This is a genomic window from Amycolatopsis pretoriensis (assembly GCF_900107925.1).
Lineage (GTDB): Bacteria > Actinomycetota > Actinomycetes > Mycobacteriales > Pseudonocardiaceae > Amycolatopsis > Amycolatopsis pretoriensis.
Map to the genome: position 1 here is coordinate 604,157 of NZ_FNUJ01000007.1, position 20,125 is coordinate 624,281.

Sequence of the window (20,125 nt, forward strand, 5' to 3'; positions counted from 1 at the left end):
CCGTTGCCGCCCTCCGGCGCCCGGGTGTTTCCTGGGCGCCGGAGGAGGACGGATGAGACGGAAGACGCCGCAGGAGAAGAAGCGGCTCAGCTACCTCAAGGACCGGCGCGACACCTACGGCGAAAACGCCAAGTCGACGCGCAAGAACTTGCCGCGCGGCAAGGCGTTCGCGCGCAGGGCGAACCGCGCGCGGGAAAGCCTGGCGCTGCGGGCGGCGACCGGAAACCCGGACGAGGTCCGCGCCGAAGCGGCCGAGTTGCGGATCCTGGGGAAACGCCGCCGGGTGAAGCGCAAGTGGCCGGACACCCCGCTCGCCGAGTACGTGGAGTGGAAGGTCGAACGCCGCGCCGAGCGGGAAGGCGGCCGCGCCGGGCGGCTGGAGGAAGCCCTCGGCCGCGTACAGCGGCGGATGGGCCGGCCGGACCGCGGCTAGGCGAAGACCGCGGTCGCGAGGAGCAGGCCGAGCGCGCCTGAAGTGAGACCCGCGACCACCGTCACCAGCACGTTCAGCACCGCGTACAGCCGCGTCTTCTCCAGGAACAGCCGCACGGTCTCGTAGCCGAACGTCGAGAACGTCGTCAACCCGCCGCAGAACCCCATGGCCACCAGCGAACGCACCGACGACGGCTCGGCGCCGTGCAACAGCCAGCCGCTCGAGAAGCCCAAGATGAACGACCCCACGATGTTCACCGTGAGCGTGCCGAACGGGAACGGCGAGTCCCGCCACGCCTGCACCCGCCGGTCGGTCAGGTAGCGCAGGATCGACCCCGCCGCCCCGCCGAGGGCCACCAGGACCGGCGTCACTCCGTCCGCCCCACGTAGCGGACCACCTCGACCTGGTCGAGCGTCACCAGGCCCTCGCCGATCAGCTCGTCCAGCTGCGGCAGGAACGCGCCGTAGCCCTCGACGCCGCGGAGCACCGAAGCGCCCACCAGCGGCTTGTGGTGCCAGTGGTCGTCTTCGCCGATGTAGATCGTCAGGCGGGTGGCCGGTCCTTCCATCAGCGTCCCTCCCGCACCGCTCGCGTCGCCGTGAGGCCGGCCGCGACCGCCGTCAGGCACAGCACCACCGACGCGGCCACGTACAGCGAGGATCCCACGAGACGCCCGGTCGTCGCCGCGTCGAGGGTGTCGGTCACGAACGTGGAGAACGTCGTGAACCCGCCGAGGATCCCGACGCCGAGGAACGGCCGGAGCAGGTGGTGCGGGCGCGCGGTGGTGGTCAGCAGCGCCATCAGGACGCCGATGAGCAGGCAGCCCAGGACGTTGGTGAGCAGCGTCGCGACGGCGAACTCGCCGCGGGCGTGCGGGATCGCCACGGACAGCCCGTACCGGGCGAGGCTGCCCAGCGCGCCACCGGCGCCGATCGCCGCCAGGACGTCCCACCGGGGCACGTGATCACCTCCCGGCGGTGAACCTACCCCCGGGCGGCCGGGCCCCCTCGGCCCGGCCGCCGCGCCGCGCGCTACGCCGGGCGGATGTTCTGGTTGACGTGGAACACGTTGTCCGGGTCGTACCGCCGCTTCACCGCCGCCAGCCGGTCGTAGTTCGCGCCGTACGACGCCTTCACCCGGTCGTGGCCCTCCTCCATCATGAAGTTGACGTACGCCCCGCCCGCCGACGTCGGGTGCAGCTCCTCCCAGTACTCCCGCGTCCACTGCGAGATCGCCTCGGCCTGCGAAGGCGACGGGTCGACCCCGACGATCACGCCCGACCAGCCGCCCGACCGGTGCGGGAACGCCGTCGCGTCCGGGGCGACCCGGCTCGCCGCGCCGTCGATCGGGTACAGGTGCATCGTCGAATGCATCGTCGGCAGGGCGGAGCCGTGCTTGAGGTGGATGTCGATCGCCGCGTCGGAGATCTCGTGGAACACGTCGGCCCGCCAGTACCACTGCAGCCCCGCCGGGTACAGCGCATCGAACGCGCCCTGCAGCGCCGTGTACGGCATCTCCTGCAGCCCCACCAGCAACGGCGACCCGAACGAGCGGACCGGCGCCAGCACCTCGTCCGCCTTGTCGTGCGCGCCCGTGTAGCACCAGACGATGCCGCACGCCTTGCGTCCCCACAGCTCCTCCGGGAACGGCGGGGCCGGCGGGACGGTCAGCAGGCCGAACCAGCCGCTGAGCTCTTCCGGCAGCGACGGCAGCAGTTCGCGGTACCAGCGCAGCACGTCGGGCGTGTCGCCCACGTCGTACAGCACCGGTCCGCCGATCACGACGCCGCGCTCGCCGATGTCGTGGCAGCGGAACGTGAACGACGTGACGACGCCGAAGTTGCCGCCCCCGCCGCGCAGCGCCCAGAACAGGTCGGGGTGCGACGACTCGTCGGCGTGCACGAACGAGCCGTCCGCGAGCACGACGTCCGCGCCGAGCAGGTTGTCGACCGTCAGGCCGAAGCGGCGGGCCAGGTAGCCGATGCCGCCGCCGAGGGTCAGGCCCGCGACACCGGTCGAGGCGACCACGCCCGACGGCGTCGCCATCCCGAACGCGACCGTCGCGTGGTCGACGTCGCCCCACGTGCACCCCGCGTCGGCGCGGACGGTGTGGTGCACCGGGTCGACCGTCGTGCTGCGCAGGCCGGACAGGTCGATGACCAGGGCGCCGTCGGCGACGCCGAGGCCGCCCGCGTTGTGGCCGCCACCGCGCACGGCCAGGTCCAGGCCCCGCTCGCGGCCGTACCGGACGCAGGTGACGACGTCGGCGGCGTCGCGGCAGCGGGCGATCGCCGCCGGCCGCTTGTCGATCATGGCGTTGTAGACCGCGCGGGCTTCGTCGTAGCCCGGGTCGGCCGGGGTGATGAGGTCGCCGCGCAGCGCGGCGGCCAGTTCCTCGTGCGGCAGAGCGGTGGTGGTCATGGTGCCCCTCTCGGATTTCCCGGTTCGGAAGGGAACGTAGGCACCGGGCGTTCGCGCAGCGTTCGGTCCGTTCGCCGGGGTCAGGACGGGAGCCGAACGCCCAGGTCCGCCTCCGCCCGCCGCCGCAGGGCGACGCTGCCCTGGGCGCGGGCCAGCTCGGCGGCCGCCCGCAGGCGGGGGACCGGGTCGGCGTCGTGGGCCGCCCGCAGCCGCAGCACCTCCGGCAGCCACCAGCGGTCGTCGCGGGCTTCCCCGGCGGCGAGCGCGGCGTCCAGCGTCGCCCGGGCCGCGGCCGGCTCCGCGAGCTCGGCGACCAGCGCCAGCCAGTACGGCATCCGCGCGAACGACCCCTCGGCCTTGAGGTTCGCGACGCCCTCCTGCGCCGCGGCCAGCCCGGCCGCACCGCCACGGGACCAGCCGCCCAGCACCAGCGCCCACTCGCGGTAGTAGGCGAAGCCGTACCGGTCGCACAGCGCGTGCAGCTCCGACACGGCCGCCCACAGCGCCGGCCCGTCACGGCGCATCTGGTGCGTCACACCCGCGTAGGCGAGCCCGATGGCCAAGCTGTACGGATCGTCGACCGCACGGGCGCGCGCGACGGCCTCGGCGGCGCTCGCCACCGCCGCGTCGTCGTCGCCGAGGAGCCAGTGCGCGTGGGCCGCCCAGGCCGGGCCGTGGACGTCCGGTCGGGTGCCGACGGGCAGCCTCGGCAGGTCGCGCGTGCGGGCCGCGGCCAGGGCGAAGTGCCGCACCGCCGCGGCCGGGCGGCCGAGGCTGACCGACGACCCGGCGTAGGCGAAGTGCGCGGTGCCCGTCTCGGCGGCGGCCGCGTCCGGGCCGAGCAGCTCGAGCGCGCGTTCGGCGACCTCGTGGGCCTGCGCGGTCCGGCCCTGCACGAACCGGGACGAGAACACGGCCAGCAGCGCGGTCACCGTCGCCGCCGGGTCCCCGGCGGCCTCCGCCAGCACGAGCGCGCGTTCGACGGTCTGCTGCAGCTGCGGCGAGGAGTAGCCGTGGCGGGCGTTCAGCGGGCCGGCGAGCTCGTCGAGGACGGCGTGCTCGGTGCGGTCGCGCGTCCCGCTCGCGGGCCGGGCGCGCACCAGCGCCAGCGCGGCCTCGAGCAGCCGGATCGCTTCGGCGTGGGCGAAGGTGCGCGTGGCGACCGCCGCCGCCCGCCGGTACGAGGTGACGGCGCGGTCGGGCCGCCCGCCGCGCGCGTACTGCTCGGCCAGCTGCGCCGCGACGGCGTCGGCGTCGTCGGCGTGCAGCAGCTCCAGGCCCTGGGCCAGCCGCCGGTGCAGCAGCCACCGGCGCGGCGGGCTGACCTGCTGGTAGGCGGCCTCGCGCAGCAGGTCGTGGGTGAAGTCGTAGCCGCCGCCGACCTCGCGCAGGATCCGGCGGCGCCACAGCTCGTCCACCGCGTCGACGACGGTGTCGGCGTCGAGGTCGCTCGCCTCGGTGAGCAGCTCGAGGGTGAAGTCCCGGCCGGCCGCCGCGGCCAGCCCGGCGACCTCGCGCGCCGCGGGCCCGGGCTGCGCCAGCCGGGCCCGCAGTACCGCGCCCAGGCTCTCGGTGGGCGGCGCGTCACCGGCGCGCAACGCTTCCACCACGAACAACGGGTAGCCGCCGGTGGCCGCGTGCAGGACTTCGCGGTCCGACGCGGTCAGCGGCCGCCCGGCCACCGCCTCGCCGAGCAGCGCCGTGCCGCCGGCGTCGAACGGGCCCAGCGGCAGCTCGGTCAGCCGGCCGTCGTCGCGCAGCTGGGCCGTCCACGACGGCACGCCCGGGGCCGGCGTCCCTTCGCGCAGCGTCGCCGCGACCAGCAGCGGCGCGTCCGGCAGCAGGCCGAGGCAGAAGGCGAGGAACGCGCCGGTCTCTTCGTCGCACCACTGGACGTTGTCGAGCACCAGCAGGACCGGCCGCCCGCCGGCGGTGAGCGCCCGCGCCAGCCCCTCGAAGAACCGAGGCCGCTGCCAGGCTTCGAGGGTGGCCTGCCCGCCGTCCGGGCGCGCGGCGGGCAGCAGCCGGGCGACCTCGGCCCGCCAGAGCGGGTCCAGCGACCCGGTGGCGCGCTGCAGCGCGGGGGTGCGCAGCCAGTCGGCCACCGGCGCCAGCGGGAGCCGGCCGGCCGAGCCGAAGCAGCGGCCGGTGGCCACGACGGCGCCTTCCGCGCGCGCCAGGCCGGCGAGCTCGGTGACGAGCCGCGTCTTGCCGACGCCGGGGTCGCCGCGGACGAGGACCACCCCGGCGCGGCCCGCGGCGGCCGCGTGCCACCGCTCGCCGAGCCGGGCCAGCTCGGCCGCCCGGCCGACGAGCGCGGTCGCCGCGGCGCGCCGGACCTCGGGGCCGGGCCGGGCGAGCAGCCGGCGCAGCGCCGCACGGGTCGGTTCGGCCGGGACGACGCCGAGCTCGCGTTCGAGCACCGACGCGCACCGGTGGTACGTGCTCACCGCGCCCGCGCGGTCGCCGGCGTCGGCCTGCAGCCCCATCAGCGTCCGGTAGCCGGTCTCTTCGAGGGGGCGCAGCCGGATCCGGCGGCGGGCGGCGGCGAGGGCGGCGGCCGGGTCGCCCGCGGGGGTCGAGCAGATCAGGTCGCACAGCTCGACGCACCGGCGGTCGAGCTCGGCGCGGGCCGCCAGGACCCAGTCGTCGGCCAGACCGGGCAGCAGCTCACCGCGGTAGGCCGCGAGCGCGGTCCGGGCGTGGGCGACGGCTGCACCGGGGTCCTCGGCGGCGAGCGCGGCCTGGTGGGCGAGGTCGAACTCGCGGACGTCGACCCGGCTCGACGGCGTGTCCCGCCAGCACAGGTCCCGCCCGGTGACGGCGAGCGAGGGCGGGTCGCCGAGGACGCGGCGCAGCTGGTGCAGCTCGCGGCGGAGGTTGGTCAGGGCCTGGGCGTCGGTGGAGTCCGGCCAGAACAGCCCCGCGAGCAGGCGGCGCGGCTGGGCCAGGCCGGCGTGCACCACGAGGTGGGCCACGAGCGCGACCGAGCGCGGCGACCGCGTCAGCACGGTGCCGGTGGTGTCGTCGGCGATCACCTGCTCGCCCAGCAGCGAGACGCGCAGCACCCGGCCACGCTAGCCCGGAAACCGATCCGCGCGCGGATCTTCACCGGCGGGGGGTTGCGCCGGGACGTCCGGGTGCGCAGGCTCGACACCGTGAGCGAGCACGAGTACGACCTCATCGTCATCGGTTCGGGCCCCGGCGGCCAGAAGGCCGCGATCGCCGCGGCGAAGCTGGGCAAGCGGGTGGCGGTCGTGGACCGGCACGACATGGTCGGCGGGGTGTGCGTCAACACCGGCACGATCCCGTCCAAGACGCTGCGCGAAGCGGTGCTCTACCTGACCGGCATGAACCAGCGCGAGCTGTACGGCGCGAGCTACCGCGTCAAGCAGGACATCACGATCGCCGACCTGCTGGCGCGCACGCAGCACGTCGTCGGGCGCGAGGTCCAGGTGGTGCGGGCGCAGCTGATGCGCAACCACGTCGACCTGGTCTCCGGCACCGGCTCGTTCGCCGACCCGCACACGGTGGTCGTCGAGAGCAAGCACCCCGGCGACCGCCGGACGCTGAGCGCGGACTACGTCGTGATCGCCACCGGCACCCGCCCGGCGCGCCCGCCCCAGGTGGACTTCGACGCCGCGCGCGTGCTCGACTCCGACGAGATCCTGCGGCTCGAGCAGATCCCGTCGTCGCTGGTCGTGGTCGGGGCCGGGGTGATCGGCATCGAGTACGCGTCGATGTTCGCGGCGCTCGGCTCGCGCGTCACGGTGGTCGAGCAGCGCGACCAGATGCTCGACTTCTGCGACCCGGAGATCGTGGAGTCGCTGAAGTTCCAGCTGCGCGACCTCGGCGTGACGTTCCGCTTCGGCGAGAAGGTCGCGGACGTGGCGGTCTCCGACGACGCGACGATCACGACGCTGGTCAGCGGCAAGCGCATCCCGGCCGACGGCGTCATGTACTCCGCGGGCCGCCAGGGCATGACCGGCGAGCTGGCGCTGGACGCCGCCGGGCTGTCGTCCGACGAGCGCGGCCGGCTGGTGGTCGACGAGAACTACCGCACGGAGGTGCCCCACATCTACGCGGTGGGCGACGTGATCGGCTTCCCGGCCCTGGCGGCGACGTCGATGGACCAGGGCCGGCTCGCGGCGTACCACGCGTTCGGCGAACCGGCGAACGGCCTCGGCGCGCTGCAGCCGATCGGCATCTACACGATCCCGGAGATCTCGTACGTGGGCGCGACGGAGGCCCAGCTGACGTCGTCGTCGGTGCCGTACGAGGTGGGGATCGCGCGCTACCGCGAGCTGGCGCGCGGCCAGATCACCGGCGACAGCTACGGGATGCTGAAGCTGCTGGTGTCCACAAAGGACCGGAAGCTGCTCGGGGTGCACGTGTTCGGGACGGGCGCGACCGACCTGGTCCACATCGGACAGGCGGTGATGGGCTGCGGCGGGACGGTCGATTACCTGGTGGACGCGGTGTTCAACTACCCGACGCTGTCGGAGGCGTACAAGGTGGCGGCGCTGGACGCGACGAACAAGATCCGGGCGTTGGATCGCTTTTCGTCCTGAGTCCGGAGGGACGCTGCCGACGGGGAGCGGGCGGCCGGGACCTCAGCAGTCACACCAGCACCACCCCGCTTCGCCTGCGGCGAACCGGTTTGACACCCGCCTAGAACATATGTTCGACTGGCGCCGTGCGATGGGATCGGCAGCGAGCAGGGGAGGGTGAGCCGGCACTGCCCGGGCTGGAGGGCCTGGTGCGGTCCGTGCGGTCACCGGAATTCGACGGCGTCACCTTTCACGAGGTGCACGCGCGCTCCGTGCTGAACAAGGTCCCCTCGGGCTCCGGTGTCCCCTTCAACTGGACCGTGAACCCGTACCGCGGCTGCTCCCACGCCTGCACCTACTGCCTCGACGGCGGCACCAAGATCCTCCTGGCCGACGGCCGCACGCGGGCGCTGTCCGAGCTGAAGGTCGGCGACGAGATCTACGGCACCCGCGGCCACGGCGCCGCCCGGCGGCTCGTGCCCACCCGCGTCGAAGCGCACTGGACGACCCTGCGCGCCGCCTACCGCGTCACCCTGGAAGACGGCACCCGGCTCGTCGCCGGCGGGGATCACCGGTTCCTCACCAGCAAGGGCTGGAAGCACGTCACCGGCAGCAAGTTCGGCGCCGCGCAGCGGCCGCACCTCGAACCCGGCACCGAGCTCATCGGCGTCGGCCGGTTCGAGCCGACGCCGGACGAGACGCTCGGGTACCGGGCCGGCTACCTCTGCGGCATGCTGCGCTCCGGCGGGTTCGCCGCGGAACCGGACGCGGCCGGCCGCGCCCTCGAATACCTGCCCGACTTCGGCGCCTCCGTCGGGTTCCTGCGGGTGCCGTCCGACCCGGACGCGCACTGGCAGCGCGGGTTCCTCGCCGGCGTCTTCGACCTCGCGGGCGACTACGGCCGCGGCGTCCTCGCCGTGGCCCACGACGAACCCGAGATCGTCGAAGCCTTCGCCGCCGCGCTCGCGCGGTTCGGTTTCACGCACCAGATCGACGAAGTGCCGAAGTTCCCCGCCCGTCAGGAAGTCCGGTTGCTCGGCGGGACCGCGGAGGTGCTGCGGTTCCTGCACGTGGGCAACCCGGCCGTGGCGTGGAAGCGGTCGCTCGACGGCTCGGTGATCGGCGCGAGCCGGCGCCGCGTCGAGGCGATCGAGCCGCTGGGCCTGCAGTTGCCGCTGTTCGACATCACCACCGGCACCGGCGACTTCATCGCCGACGGCATGGTGTCCCACAACTGCTTCGCCCGGAACACCCACACGTACCTGGACTTCGACGCCGGCCACGACTTCGACACGCAGGTCGTCGTGAAGGTCAACGCGCCGGAGGTACTGGCCGCGCAGCTGAAACGGCCGTCGTGGCGGCGGGAACCCGTGGCGATGGGCACGAACACCGACCCGTACCAGCGCGCGGAGGGCCGCTACCGGCTGATGCCGGGGATCATCACGGCGCTGGCGCGGTCGGGAACCCCGCTGTCGGTGCTGACGAAGGGCACGGTGCTCGCGCGCGACCTGCCGCTGCTGCAGGACGCGGCCCGGGACGTGCCGGTTTCGCTCGCGGTCTCGCTGGCGTTGCTGGACGGCGAGCTGCAGCACCGTCTCGAGCCGGGCACGCCGAGCCCGCGGGCCCGGTTGGAGTTGATCCGCAAGGCGCGCGACGCGGGATTGCCGTGCTCGGTGCTGGTGGCGCCGGTGCTGCCGTGGCTGACGGACTCGGCCGAGGCGCTCGACGCGTTGTTCGCCCGCCTGGCCGAAGCGGGCGCGACGAGCGCGACGGTCATCCCGCTGCACTTGAGACCGGGTGCGCGCGAGTGGTTCGGCCGCTGGCTGGCGGGGACGTACCCGGAGCTGGTGCCGAGGTACCGCGAGCTGTACGCGCGCGGGAGTTACGTGCAGAAGGCGTACCGGGAGAGGTTGGGGCAGCGGGTGGCGCCGTTGCTGCGGCGGCACGGGCTGCTGCGGAGCGCGGGGGAGGACTCGCGGGGCACGGTGCGCGAGCCGCGGATCGAGGTGCCGGCCGCGGAACAGCTCCGCCTCCTCTAAGGGCTCGCGCCAGCAAACGGCGGCCCGGCCCGGCCCGGCTGAAGGGCACCTTCATTGCGTCAGATGCGCTGAAGGGCACCTTTGTCTCATCACATGCAAGGAAGGTGCCCTTCAGCGCCCGCAGTTGCCGTGCGGTCCTTTGTGGACAACCGCCCACGCCGGTCCGTGATCACCCGCCGAACCGCCGTGTGGGTGAAACCGTCACCCGGAACGCCGCCGAACACGGTTCGGCTCCCCCGTTCGCCGTAGTCCCGACCCGATTGCGCCACCGTGTCGCGCGCTTGCGGAAAAATGTCCGATCGTGTCGTTGTCGCCCCGGCTCGCCGACGCCTAACGTCGAAGGGATCGATGCGGAAGGGAGAGCGGTGACTACTTCGCAGACCGACCGGTTCGCGGCCGCCCGGCTCGCGTGGGCCGCCCTCAAGCTGACCCGGGCGGGGCGCCACCCCGTCAGTGTGGACAGGCTGGCCGCCATCGTCGGCGTCGCCCCGGTCGAGGCGCGCCGGCTCGTCGAACTGATCGGGTTCACCCTGCACCGCGACCTCGTCAGCACCGGCCCAGCGCCCCGCGGCGCCCACCACCGTCTCGAGCCGGCCGAAGGCACCCTCGGCGCGGGCCCCGACGGCACCGTCGACATGTTCCTGCTGGCCATCGCCACCGGCGAGCCCGTGCACGCCGCCGCGACCTGCCCGGTCACCGGCACCCGCATCCGGATCGACCTCACCTCGCACGGGATCGTGCAGGCCGACCCGCCCTCGGCCGTCGTCGCCGCGGTCGACCTGGGCTTCGGCCTCGAGCACGCCGACGCGATGGCCTGCGCGGGCCAGCCCTTCTTCTCCTCCGCCTCGGCGGCCGCGAACTGGCTGGTCGCCCACCCCGGCGGCCGCATCTACCAGGTCGCCGCCTACCTCGCCCAGGCCCACCGGCTGGTGGCCGCACTCGAGACCCGGCCGAAGTACGTGCTCTGACCACTGCGCAACCCAAGCCTGCCGACGCCGTAAGCTGGGCTGTTCGTTAGCCTTTCCGGGCAGCGATAACCCCAGGTCGAAGGAGAGCAGTCGCAGTGCTCCGCACTCACAACGCCGGCACCCTGCGTGCCGGACAGGCCGGACAGACCGTCACCCTCACCGGATGGGTGGCCCGGCGGCGCGATCACGGCGGCGTCATCTTCATCGACCTGCGCGATGCCAGCGGCGTCGCCCAGGTCGTCTTCCGCGAAGGCGAGATGGCCGAGCGCGCGCACGCCCTGCGCTCCGAGTTCTGCGTGAAGATCGTCGGCGAGGTCGCGAAGCGCCCCGAAGGCAACGCGAACGCCGAGATCCCCACCGGCGAGATCGAGGTCCTCGCGACCCAGCTCGACGTGCTGTCGGAGGCCGCGCCGCTGCCGTTCCCGATCGACGACCGCGTCGACGTCGGCGAAGAGGTCCGCCTCAAGCACCGCTACCTCGACCTGCGCCGCAGCGGCCCGGCCGCGGCCATGCGCCTGCGCAGCGAGGTCAGCCGCGCCGCGCGCGAGGTGCTGCACGCCCAGGACTTCGTCGAGATCGAGACCCCGACGATGACCCGCTCGACGCCCGAAGGCGCGCGCGACTTCCTGGTGCCCGCGCGGCTCAAGCCCGGCTCCTGGTACGCGCTGCCGCAGTCGCCGCAGCTGTTCAAGCAGCTGCTCATGGTTGGCGGCATGGAGCGGTACTACCAGATCGCCCGCTGCTACCGCGACGAAGACTTCCGCGCCGACCGCCAGCCCGAGTTCACCCAGCTCGACATCGAGATGAGCTTCGTCGAGCAGGACGACGTCATCGCGCTCGGCGAGGACATCGTGTCCGCGCTGTGGAAGCTGATCGGGCACGAGATCCCGCGGCCGATCCCGCGCATCACCTACCACGAGGCGATGGCCAAGTACGGCTCGGACAAGCCGGACCTGCGCTTCGACCTCGAGATCACCGACATGACGGAGTTCTTCGCCGACACGCCGTTCCGCGTGTTCCAGGCGCCGTACGTCGGCGCGGTCGTGATGGCGGGCGGTGCCGACCAGCCTCGCCGCCAGCTCGACGCGTGGCAGGAGTGGGCCAAGCAGCGCGGCGCCCGCGGCCTCGCGTACATCCTCGTGAACGAGGACGGCACGCTCGGCGGCCCGGTCGCCAAGAACCTGTCCGAGACCGAGCGCGAGAACGTCGCCGCCGCGGCGGGCGCCAAGGTCGGCGACTGCATCTTCTTCTCCGCCGGCAAGGCGTCGAGCACGCAGCCGCTGCTCGGCGCCGCGCGCGACGAGATCGGCAAGCGGCTCGGCCTGATCGACGAAGACGCCTGGTCGTTCGTGTGGGTCGTCGACGCGCCGCTGTTCGCGCCGGTCGAGGACATCGGCGACGACGTCGCCGTCGGCTCCGGCAAGTGGACCGCGGTGCACCACGCGTTCACCTCGCCGACCCCGGAGTGGATCGACAAGTTCGAGCAGGACCCGGGCAACGCCCTGGCCTACGCCTACGACATCGTCTGCAACGGCAACGAAATCGGCGGCGGGTCGATCCGTATCCACCGCGGCGACGTCCAGAAGCGCGTCTTCAACCTCATGGGCCTCGGCGAGGAGGAAGCGCAGGAGAAGTTCGGCTTCCTGCTCGACGCCTTCGCCTTCGGCCCGCCGCCGCACGGCGGCATCGCGTTCGGCTGGGACCGGATCGTCATGCTGCTGGCGAAGGCCGACTCGCTGCGGGACGTGATCGCGTTCCCGAAGACCGGCGGCGGCTACGACCCGCTGACCGCGGCGCCCGCGCCGATCACGGCGCAGCAGCGCAAGGAAGCCGGCATCGACGCGAAGCCGGCCCCCGCCCCGCAGAACTAGTGCTGCACCTCAGGGCCGTGTGCCCGCCGGACGTCACCGCGCGAGCGTTGGACGTCCTGCGGGCGCACGCCGGGACGGCGCACCTGATCGCCCACCGCGGCGCCGCCGTGGAACCGGCGGGTGACCTGGTCGAGGCCGACATCGCGCGCGAGGCGGCGGACGAAATCGTCGACGCGCTGTGCGGGCTCGGGCTCGACCACACCGGCGGCATCACGCTCGAAGCCCTCGACACCGCGCTGTCCGACGCCGCCGACCGGGCGGAGGAGGCGGCGCCGGGCGAAGGCGCGGACGCCGTCGTGTGGGAGGAACTGGTCGCGCGCACGGGAGAGGAGTCCCGGGCGAACGTGACGTTCCTGGCGTTCCTCACCATCGCGTGCCTGCTGGCCGCGGTCGGCGTGCTGACGAACTCCGCGGTGACGATCGTCGGCGCGATGGTCGTCGGGCCGGAGTTCGGGCCCCTGGCCGCGCTCGCGGTCGGGCTCGTCCTGCGGCGCGGGGACCTGCTCCGCCGGGCGGGCGTGGCGCTGGGTGTGGGCTTCCCGCTGGCGATGGTCGTGACGCTGGGCGGCGCGCTGCTCGTGCGCGCGACCGGCGTCTTCGGCGAAAAGGCGTTCCAGCTGGAGCAGAACCACGAGGTCGACTTCGTCTTTTCCGTCGGGGTGCCGTCGCTGGTCGTCGCGATGCTGGCCGGCGCGGCCGGGATGCTCGCGATGACGTCGGCGAAGTCGGCCGCGCTGGTGGGCGTCTTCATCTCCGTGACGACGGTGCCGGCCGCGGGGTACGCGGTCGTCGCGGCCGTGGCGGGGGAGTGGAGCCGGTGCCTCCAGTCGGTCGGCCAGCTGCTGGTCAACCTTCTCGGAATCGTTGCAGCAGCGGCCATTGTGTTGACTCTGCGCCGGAATGGGCAACGTTCACGGGTGGGAACGCGTCCGCTTTCACGGGGATGACCGGGTCCGGGCCGGGGGATCCTTCTTGTCCGGATGTCAGTAGTCATGGTTGCTCAGTCACGAGTAGGGTCGGTGACAATGACAGTCGACACCTCCTCCACCGGCGATGCTGGGGTCGGGGCAGGAGCCGAGCACCTCGCCGTGGCCGCGGCGGTCGCGGCGGGCGAGTCCGTTCTTTCGCGCCGGTTCGGCAGTGCGATCACGCTGGTCGCGCCGGAGGACCTCGCGGGCAGCGGGCCGGCGACGGTGGTCCGGGCGCGGGTGGTGTCGTCGTCCTTCGCGCTGCCGCGCACGCTGGTCATCAAGCACTACCCGGACCAGCCGTCCTCGGGCGCCGACCCGTTCGCGCAGGAGGCGGTCAGCTACCAGCTGTTCACCGCGCTGGCGCCGGACGAGCGGATGTGCCCGGAACTGCTGGCCCACGACGGCCGCGACCGCGTGCTGGTGCTGGAGGACCTCGGCCGCACGCCGACGCTGGAGGACAAGCTCTACGCCCGCGACTCCCGGGCGGCCGAACGCGCGCTGCTGTCGTGGGCCCGCTCGCTGGGCCGGCTGCACGCGAGCACGGCGGGGCGCGAAGCGGATTTCAACGCGTTGCTGCGGCGCCTGGGCGCCCCGGCGAGGAACGACGCGAGCCGGGACGACGAGCTGTGCGCGCGGGTCCCGGTGGTGATCCAGGAGCGCCTGGGCATCCCGGCGCCGGACGAGGTGCTCGCGCAGGTGGCGGCGGCGCTGGAGCAGGCGCGGTCGGCGGGGTTCCGCGCGTTCAGCCCGGTGGAGCTGAGCCCGGACAACAACCTGGTGACGGGCGAGAGCGTCCGGTTCCTGGACTTCGAGTACGGCTGCGTCCGGTCCGCGCTGGTCGACGCGGCGCACTTGCGGCTGCCGTTCGCGAGCTGGCCGGACGCGCTGGCCCTGCCGGCGGGCATGAGCGAAGCGATGGTCGCTGCGTGGCGCGCGGAGGTGGTGGGGGTGTGGCCGGCGTTCGGCGACGACGACGAGCTGGCTTCGCACCTGACGACCAGCGAGCTGCTGCGGGTGTGGCTGATCACGGGGGAGGAGCTGGGGTCGTTGGACCTGTCCCGGCACGCCGCCCCGGTGAGCCGCGAGGCCGCGTTGGTGACGTGGTGGCGGGATTTGGCGAAGCACGCGGGGTACGGCCGGATGACGGCGGTGTCGGAGTTCGCGGCCCGGGTGGCGGCGGCCTTGGCGGCACGGCTGGGGCCGCACGCGGATTTGGCGTTCTACCCGGCTTTCCGCTGACGACGGCTTTGGTGGGGGCAGGCCGGGCGGCTGGTGGCTTTTGCTGAGTGGTGCGGTGTCCACAGGCCGGCTGTGATGTGGACAGGCGGCACCGGCGGAGGCTGTTTCGCGCGGGTTTGTCGGCCCTCGCCGATACGCTGGAAGCGGGGGCACCCCCAGGGAGGGCGGGCCGCGTCGTCGTCCGGCAAGCGTCGCCGCGCGCCTGAACAGGACATTTCCGGCTCCCGTGAGGTGAGCGTCAAGAATTAGGCGCTCCGTCCCAGGCGCGTTACCTCGTCCTCACCGGGTGTGAGTCTCCGTGGCCGATGGTCGTGGACGTGACCGTGATCAGTGTCGAAGTCACTCCCGAACCTCCCCGGCCCGCCCGCCCCACCCTGGCGGCCGTACCGAACGCCGTGCCCGCGCTCAGGCGTGCCGAGCGGCTTGTCGTGCTCGGGGACTCCACCGCTGTCGGGCTCGGGGATCCGCTGCCCAAGCGGGGTGGCTGGCGGGGCGTCGGCCCGCTCGTCGCCGCCGCGCTCGGCGTCGGGCCCGGTGGCTACCTCAACCCCGCCTTCACCGGTGCCCGGATGCGGTGCGTGCTCACCGAACAGGTGCCCGCCGCCGTCGCGCACCGGGCCGATGTCGCGCTGCTCGTCGCCGGCATGAACGACACCCTGCGCCCGGACTTCGACGCCGCCCGGATCGCCGCCGACCTCACCGAGGTCGTCCACCGGCTCCGCGAGGCGGGCACCACCGTCGTCCCCGTGCGGTTCCACGACCACAGCAAGGTGTTCCGTCTCCCGCGCTCGCTCAAGCGCGCCCTCAGCGCCCGCGTCGCCGAGCTGAACGCCGCCATCGACGAGGTCGTCGCCCGCGAAGGCGTCCCCTGCCTCGACCTCGACCGCCTCCCCGGCGCCTACGACCTCGCCGTCTGGAGCGTCGACCGGCTGCACCCCTCGGAACTCGGCCACCGCCTGCTCGCCGACGGCTTCACCGGCCTGCTCGCCGAAGCCGGCTTCGCCGTGCCCGAGCCGGTGAGCCTCACCTGCGGCGGCGGGGTCGAGCCGAGCGCCGCGGGACACGCGGGGTGGCTGGTGCTCAAGGGAATCCCGTGGCTCTGGCGCCGCGGCCGCGAATTCCTGCCCTACGCCGCGGTCATCATGTGGAACTCGTTCCGCGCCCGCTGAACACGCGCAACGCCTCCGCGTCCGAAGCCGGGTTGCGGACGAAGTAGTCCGCCCACTCTTCGATGCCGGGATAACCCGACCGCGAAACCAGAAACCGGCAAGCCGCCTCGACGTCGTACGACGTCCGCCGCAGCTCGACGCCGTCGCCGAGCAACGCCCAGTGCGCACCCCGTGCGCCGTAGGGCATGCCGACGCTGCCCGGGTTGACGACCAGCCGCCGGTCGGCGAGCCGGACGAACGGCATGTGCGTGTGCCCCAGCACGACGGTCTCCTCCGCCACCCCGGAAAAGACCTCCGCCCACCGCTCCGGCGGGCTGTCGACGAGCACGATTTCCGTGTCGTCGCGCGGGGTCGCGTGGCAGAACAGCACGCCGTCGAGCGACACCGTCAGCGGCAGCGCGTCCAGCACCGGCAAGTCCGCCGGACGCAGTTGCCGCGCCGCCCACGGGAAGATCGGGTCCGGCACGAAGTTCCCGGTCCCGCGCGCCGACGCCGCCAGTTCGCGGTCCGCGTTGCCGCGCACCCAGACCGCCCGCGAGCCCAGCGCCGACAGGCGGTCCAGGGTCTCCACCGGCAGCGGGCCGGCCAGCATGTCCCCGAGCAGCACGATCTTCTCCGCCGCCACGACGTCCGGCTCGGCCAGCACGGCCTCCAACGCCGGGAGCACGCCGTGGATGTCCGCCAGCACCGCCACTGTCATCGCCCCACCCTCGGGCACGGCAGGCGCCCCGGGCGAGGGATTTCGCCCAGGGCGCAAGCCGGTTCACGCGGTCGTGAGCGGCAGCTCCCGCACACCCGTCATGTTCGGGTTGATCTGGAACTTCGGCGGCTCACCCGGGATCGTGCGCAGCGCCGGGTAGCGGTCGAACAGGATGTCCAGCGCCACCCGGCCTTCGAGCCGGGCGAGCGGTGCCCCGATGCAGAAGTGGATCCCGCGGCCGAACGCCAGGTGCGGGTTCGGGTCGCGCAGCGGGTTGAACGTGTCCGGGTCGGTGAACACCCGGTCGTCGCGGTTGGCCGCCGCCACCCAGACCATCAGCATCTGGTCCGCGGGTACCGTCGATTCGCCCAGCCGCACTTCGCGCGTGGTCGAGCGGGCCACGGCCGCGAACGGCGACAGGTACCGCAGCGACTCCTCGATCGCCGGCGGCACCAGCGACCGGTCGGCCCGCACGCGCTCGTCCCACTCCGGGTGCGTGTCCAGGCACAGCACCGCGTTGCCGAGCAGCATCGTCGTGGTGATGTGCCCGGCCAGCAGCAGGACGTTCGCGAAGTTGACGACCTCGTTGCGGGTCAGCTTCTCGCCGTCGACCTCGGCTTCGACGAGCTTCGTCAGCAGGTCTTCCCGGGGCTGCTCGCGCCGTTCGTCGACGTGCACGCCCAGGTACTCGACGAGCGCCTTCTGCCCCTCCAGCGACTTCTTGACCGACTCCTGCCGCCCTTCGGTCTGCTCCTTCAGCGAGAACTGTTCCGAAGAGTCGAACAGCTTGTCCACCCAGCCCTTGAACAGGTGCCGGTCGCTCGCGGGGACCCCCAGCAGCTCCGCGATGACGATCACCGGCAGCGGGTAGGCCAGGTCCTCGACCAGTTCGAGCCGGCCGGAAGACCCCGCCGCGTCGAGCATCTCGTTCGTCACCGCGGCGATGCGCGGCTCGAGGTCCGCGACGACCTTCGGCGTGAACGCCCGGCTGACCAGCTTGCGCATCTTGTTGTGCAGCGGCGGGTCCAGCTGCAGCAGGTTGCCCGCCTGCATCTCCTCGAAGTCGACGTCGAGGTCCTGCCCGGCCATCAGCTCCTTCGGCACGAGCCGGGTGGTGTCCGACGAGTACGTCGCCGGGTCGCGGAGCACCTCTTCGGCCTCCGGGTGCCCGTAGACGTTCCAGAACCCGAGGTCGGCGGCGTGGTGCACCCGTTCCTCCGGCTGCTTCCCCCGCAGCCAGAACTGGGATTCGTGGAGTCCCCAGGTGTCCGCTTGTGTGGTGGTCATGTCCGCCCCTTCTTTCCCCTTGTGGCCCCGGGATCAGCCGGGTGCCCTGATGGGATCGTGTGCGTAGATCCCTTGCCGGTAGCCCGAGACGAGCTCCTCGAGCGCCGAACCGAGTTCCGCCGCCACGTCCGCGACCGCCGCGGGGTCGGGTTCCCCGGCCGGCTCGAACGCCGTGCGGATCAGGTGGGCGAGCACCGTCGCCTTCTCTTCGAGCGGGATGCCGTCGAATTCGTCGGAAAGCGTGTCGCCCAGGTAGAAGCCGAGCGTCGCGGCGTTGAGCGCGTAGGTCAGGTTCGGGACGTCCGAGCGGATCAGCCCGCGCCGGAGCATCGCCTCCTCGAACTGCGCGCGCAGCGCGTCCTGCTGCTTGCGCAGGGCGAGGTCGCCGAGCGAGCCGAACATGTCGGCGTTGCCGCGCAGCATCGCCATCACCAGCGGGCGCCGGTGGGTGACGAGGAACGACGCCGAGATCATCCGGTGCGGGAGGATCATGGCCGGATCGGCCCGGATCCGGCCCAGGATCTCGTCGGTCAGGTCGGCCGACTCGCGCATCATCAGCGCCTGGAACAGCAGCTCCTTGTTGCGCCAGTGCAGGTAGACGGTGCCCTTGCCGATGCCGACCGCGCGCGCGATGTCGTCCACCGCCACCTTGCGGTAGCCCATGCGCAGGAGCAGCTCGCCCGCCGCGTCCAGGATGCGGTCGGCGCGCTCGCGGTTGGGATGGCTCATGCGTTCGTCCACCTGCTGGTTCGTTGAGGATTTGACTTGTTGACCGGATTCGCATTTTCGGTCAACCGGTCATCACGACGGTAGCGCCGATCCGGCGACCGGGGCAAGTGGTTCTGTCGGTGCCGTCGGTTAACGTCAACGGTGTGGCACAGGACGAACTCTTCACCGTGAACGCCGACGTGGCCCCGCCACCGGAGCGCACGACGTCGAACGCGGGCGAACCGCAGGCGGATCCCGCCAGCTCGCCGCTGGCCGTGCGGATGCGGCCGCGCTCGCTCGACGAGGTCGTCGGCCAGCAGCACCTGCTGCGCGAAGGGGCCCCGCTGCGGCGGCTGGTCGAGGGCGCCGCGCCGGCGTCGGTGCTGCTCTACGGCCCGCCCGGCACGGGCAAGACGACGCTGGCCAACCTCGTCTCGATCGCCACCGGCCGCCGGTTCGTCGCGATGTCGGCCCTTTCGGCCGGGGTCAAGGAGGTGCGCGGCGTCATCGAGGAGGCGCGGCGGCGCCGGCAGTACAACACCGAGAACACCGTCCTGTTCATCGACGAGGTGCACCGGTTCTCCAAGACCCAGCAGGACGCGCTGCTCGGCGCGGTCGAGGACCGCACGGTGCTGCTGGTCGCGGCGACCACCGAGAACCCGTCGTTCTCCGTCGTCTCACCGCTGCTGTCGCGGTCGCTGGTGCTGCAGCTGCGCCCGTTGACCGACGAAGACATCACGCAGTTGCTCGAACGCGCGCTGGCCGACGAACGCGGCCTCGGCGGCGAGCTGACGCTGACCGAAGACGCGCGCGCCCACCTCGTCCGGCTCGCGGGCGGGGACGCACGCCGCGCGCTCACGGCCTTGGAGGCGGCGGCGGACGCGGCGTCGGCCACCGAGGCGAAGACGATCGACCTGCCCATCGTCGAGTCCACTGTGGACAAAGCGGCGGTGCGCTACGACCGCGACGGCGACCAGCACTACGACGTCATCAGCGCGTTCATCAAGTCGATCCGCGGGTCCGATGTGGACGCCGCGCTGCACTACCTGGCCCGGATGATCGAAGCGGGCGAGGACCCGCGGTTCCTCGCGCGGCGGCTGGTCGTGCACGCCAGCGAGGACATCGGGATGGCCGACCCGACGGCGCTGCAGTCGGCCGTCGCGGCCTCCCACGCCGTCCAGTTCATCGGCATGCCCGAGGGCCGGCTGGCCCTCGCGCAGGCGACGATCCACCTGGCCACCGCGCCGAAGTCGAACTCGGTCATCACGGGCATCGACGCCGCGCTGGCCGACGTGCGCGCGGGGCTGGCCGGCACCGTGCCGCCGCACCTGCGCGACGGGCACTACGCGGGCGCGAAGAAGCTCGGCAACGCCCAGGGCTACCGGTACCCGCACAACGTCCCGGAAGGCGTGCTGGCCCAGCAGTACCCGCCGGACGAGCTGGTCGGCCGCGACTACTACGAGCCGACCCAGCGCGGAGCCGAGCGCACCCTCGCCGACCGCGTCCCGAAGCTGCGCCGGACCATCCGCGGCGAACGGTGAAAGCGGCTTGAGGAGTTCTTGACCCGGCCCCGCACGGCGGGCCTGCGCACCCGGTACGGCCTCGCGCCGCAGGCGACCGTCACGGGTCTCGGCGCGGACGCCGGCGACGCCTGAGGGGGCGGGAAAATCCCCGCCCCGGTCGTGCACCGGTGACCGGCGCACGGGCCCATGATCGGCTTCCGTACACTCCGCTTCCTCGGGGTGGCCCGGAAACCGGGCCCGGCGACGG

17 protein-coding genes are annotated in these 20,125 nt (G+C 73.0%); 9 read left to right on the forward strand and 8 right to left on the reverse strand.

Annotated elements, in window-relative coordinates:
• The first annotated feature begins 52 nt into the window (after window positions 1–52).
• Window positions 53–433 (forward strand): hypothetical protein, encoded by a 381-nt coding sequence (locus BLV96_RS32730; protein WP_086674156.1) that lies wholly within the window; start codon window positions 53–55, stop codon window positions 431–433.
• Here the strand turns inward: BLV96_RS32730 and crcB are convergent.
• The 5 genes from crcB to BLV96_RS32755 all read right to left on the reverse strand — a co-directional run bounded on the left by crcB (window position 430) and on the right by BLV96_RS32755 (window position 5,921).
• The gene (crcB, locus tag BLV96_RS32735; RefSeq protein WP_086674157.1) at window positions 430–804 is read right to left on the reverse strand and encodes a fluoride efflux transporter CrcB; all 375 of its coding nucleotides are present in this window, start codon (window positions 802–804) and stop codon (window positions 430–432) included. The genes BLV96_RS32730 and crcB overlap by 4 nt on opposite strands.
• On the reverse strand, window positions 801–1,001 hold the full coding sequence (locus tag BLV96_RS32740) for a putative PII-like signaling protein (protein WP_086674158.1): 201 nt from the start codon (window positions 999–1,001) through the stop codon (window positions 801–803). Before BLV96_RS32740 ends, crcB begins: the two co-directional genes overlap by 4 nt.
• The gene (locus BLV96_RS32745) at window positions 1,001–1,393 is read right to left on the reverse strand and encodes a fluoride efflux transporter FluC (RefSeq protein ID WP_086674159.1); all 393 of its coding nucleotides are present in this window, start codon (window positions 1,391–1,393) and stop codon (window positions 1,001–1,003) included. The genes BLV96_RS32740 and BLV96_RS32745 overlap by 1 nt, the downstream gene beginning before the upstream one ends.
• 71 nt (window positions 1,394–1,464) lie before the next feature.
• Window positions 1,465–2,853: an FAD-binding oxidoreductase gene (locus tag BLV96_RS32750; RefSeq protein ID WP_086674160.1), complete on the reverse strand. Its 1,389-nt coding sequence runs from the start codon at window positions 2,851–2,853 to the stop codon at window positions 1,465–1,467.
• 80 nt (window positions 2,854–2,933) lie between these two features.
• Entirely contained in the window at window positions 2,934–5,921 is a 2,988-nt protein-coding gene (locus BLV96_RS32755; RefSeq protein WP_086674161.1) for an ATP-binding protein, read from the reverse strand.
• Between the two features lie 90 nt (window positions 5,922–6,011).
• Between BLV96_RS32755 and sthA the strand changes: the two genes are divergently transcribed.
• The 7 genes from sthA to BLV96_RS32790 all read left to right on the forward strand — a co-directional run bounded on the left by sthA (window position 6,012) and on the right by BLV96_RS32790 (window position 15,660).
• Window positions 6,012–7,424, forward strand: coding sequence for a Si-specific NAD(P)(+) transhydrogenase (gene sthA, locus BLV96_RS32760; RefSeq protein WP_244180633.1), 1,413 nt, complete (start codon window positions 6,012–6,014; stop codon window positions 7,422–7,424).
• A 125-nt stretch (window positions 7,425–7,549) separates the two neighbouring features.
• Window positions 7,550–9,442: an intein-containing Rv2578c family radical SAM protein gene (locus BLV96_RS32765; RefSeq protein WP_208608378.1), complete on the forward strand. Its 1,893-nt coding sequence runs from the start codon at window positions 7,550–7,552 to the stop codon at window positions 9,440–9,442.
• 365 nt (window positions 9,443–9,807) lie between these two features.
• Window positions 9,808–10,410, forward strand: a complete 603-nt coding sequence (gene merB / locus BLV96_RS32770) for an organomercurial lyase (protein WP_086678300.1) — start codon at window positions 9,808–9,810, stop codon at window positions 10,408–10,410.
• A gap of 95 nt (window positions 10,411–10,505) precedes the next feature.
• The gene (gene aspS, locus BLV96_RS32775) at window positions 10,506–12,281 is read left to right on the forward strand and encodes an aspartate--tRNA ligase (protein ID WP_086678299.1); all 1,776 of its coding nucleotides are present in this window, start codon (window positions 10,506–10,508) and stop codon (window positions 12,279–12,281) included.
• Window positions 12,281–13,228, forward strand: a complete 948-nt coding sequence (locus BLV96_RS32780; RefSeq protein ID WP_167379805.1) for a DUF389 domain-containing protein — start codon at window positions 12,281–12,283, stop codon at window positions 13,226–13,228. Before aspS ends, BLV96_RS32780 begins: the two co-directional genes overlap by 1 nt.
• 78 nt (window positions 13,229–13,306) lie before the next feature.
• A complete protein-coding gene (locus BLV96_RS32785) occupies window positions 13,307–14,491 on the forward strand; it encodes a phosphotransferase (protein ID WP_086678298.1) in 1,185 nt (394 codons plus the stop codon).
• A 305-nt stretch (window positions 14,492–14,796) separates the two neighbouring features.
• On the forward strand, window positions 14,797–15,660 hold the full coding sequence (locus tag BLV96_RS32790; RefSeq protein WP_086678297.1) for an SGNH/GDSL hydrolase family protein: 864 nt from the start codon (window positions 14,797–14,799) through the stop codon (window positions 15,658–15,660).
• Here the strand turns inward: BLV96_RS32790 and BLV96_RS32795 are convergent.
• The 3 genes from BLV96_RS32795 to BLV96_RS32805 form a co-directional block, all read right to left on the reverse strand.
• Window positions 15,632–16,360, reverse strand: a complete 729-nt coding sequence (locus BLV96_RS32795) for a metallophosphoesterase family protein (protein WP_086678296.1) — start codon at window positions 16,358–16,360, stop codon at window positions 15,632–15,634. The two genes, BLV96_RS32790 and BLV96_RS32795, sit on opposite strands and share 29 nt — an antisense overlap.
• Window positions 16,361–16,423: 63 nt before the next feature.
• On the reverse strand, window positions 16,424–17,647 hold the full coding sequence (locus BLV96_RS32800) for a cytochrome P450 (protein WP_086678295.1): 1,224 nt from the start codon (window positions 17,645–17,647) through the stop codon (window positions 16,424–16,426).
• Window positions 17,648–17,680: 33 nt separating this feature from the next.
• Entirely contained in the window at window positions 17,681–18,376 is a 696-nt protein-coding gene (locus BLV96_RS32805; RefSeq protein ID WP_086678304.1) for a TetR/AcrR family transcriptional regulator, read from the reverse strand.
• Between the two features lie 143 nt (window positions 18,377–18,519).
• On the opposite strand from BLV96_RS32805, the gene BLV96_RS32810 reads away from it, so the two are divergent.
• Window positions 18,520–19,896, forward strand: coding sequence for a replication-associated recombination protein A (locus BLV96_RS32810; RefSeq protein WP_086678303.1), 1,377 nt, complete (start codon window positions 18,520–18,522; stop codon window positions 19,894–19,896).
• Window positions 19,897–20,125 lie beyond the last annotated feature (229 nt).

Coding starts and splice junctions, on each gene's coding strand:
- BLV96_RS32805 (WP_086678304.1), bottom strand. CDS start 18,376: ATGAGCCATCCCAACCGCGAGCGCGCCGACCGCATCCTGGACGCGGCG.
- BLV96_RS32785 (WP_086678298.1), top strand. CDS start 13,307: ATGACAGTCGACACCTCCTCCACCGGCGATGCTGGGGTCGGGGCAGGA.
- BLV96_RS32750 (WP_086674160.1), bottom strand. CDS start 2,853: ATGACCACCACCGCTCTGCCGCACGAGGAACTGGCCGCCGCGCTGCGC.
- BLV96_RS32730 (WP_086674156.1), top strand. CDS start 53: ATGAGACGGAAGACGCCGCAGGAGAAGAAGCGGCTCAGCTACCTCAAG.
- BLV96_RS32795 (WP_086678296.1), bottom strand. CDS start 16,360: ATGACAGTGGCGGTGCTGGCGGACATCCACGGCGTGCTCCCGGCGTTG.
- BLV96_RS32790 (WP_086678297.1), top strand. CDS start 14,797: ATGGTCGTGGACGTGACCGTGATCAGTGTCGAAGTCACTCCCGAACCT.
- BLV96_RS32740 (WP_086674158.1), bottom strand. CDS start 1,001: ATGGAAGGACCGGCCACCCGCCTGACGATCTACATCGGCGAAGACGAC.
- BLV96_RS32800 (WP_086678295.1), bottom strand. CDS start 17,647: ATGACCACCACACAAGCGGACACCTGGGGACTCCACGAATCCCAGTTC.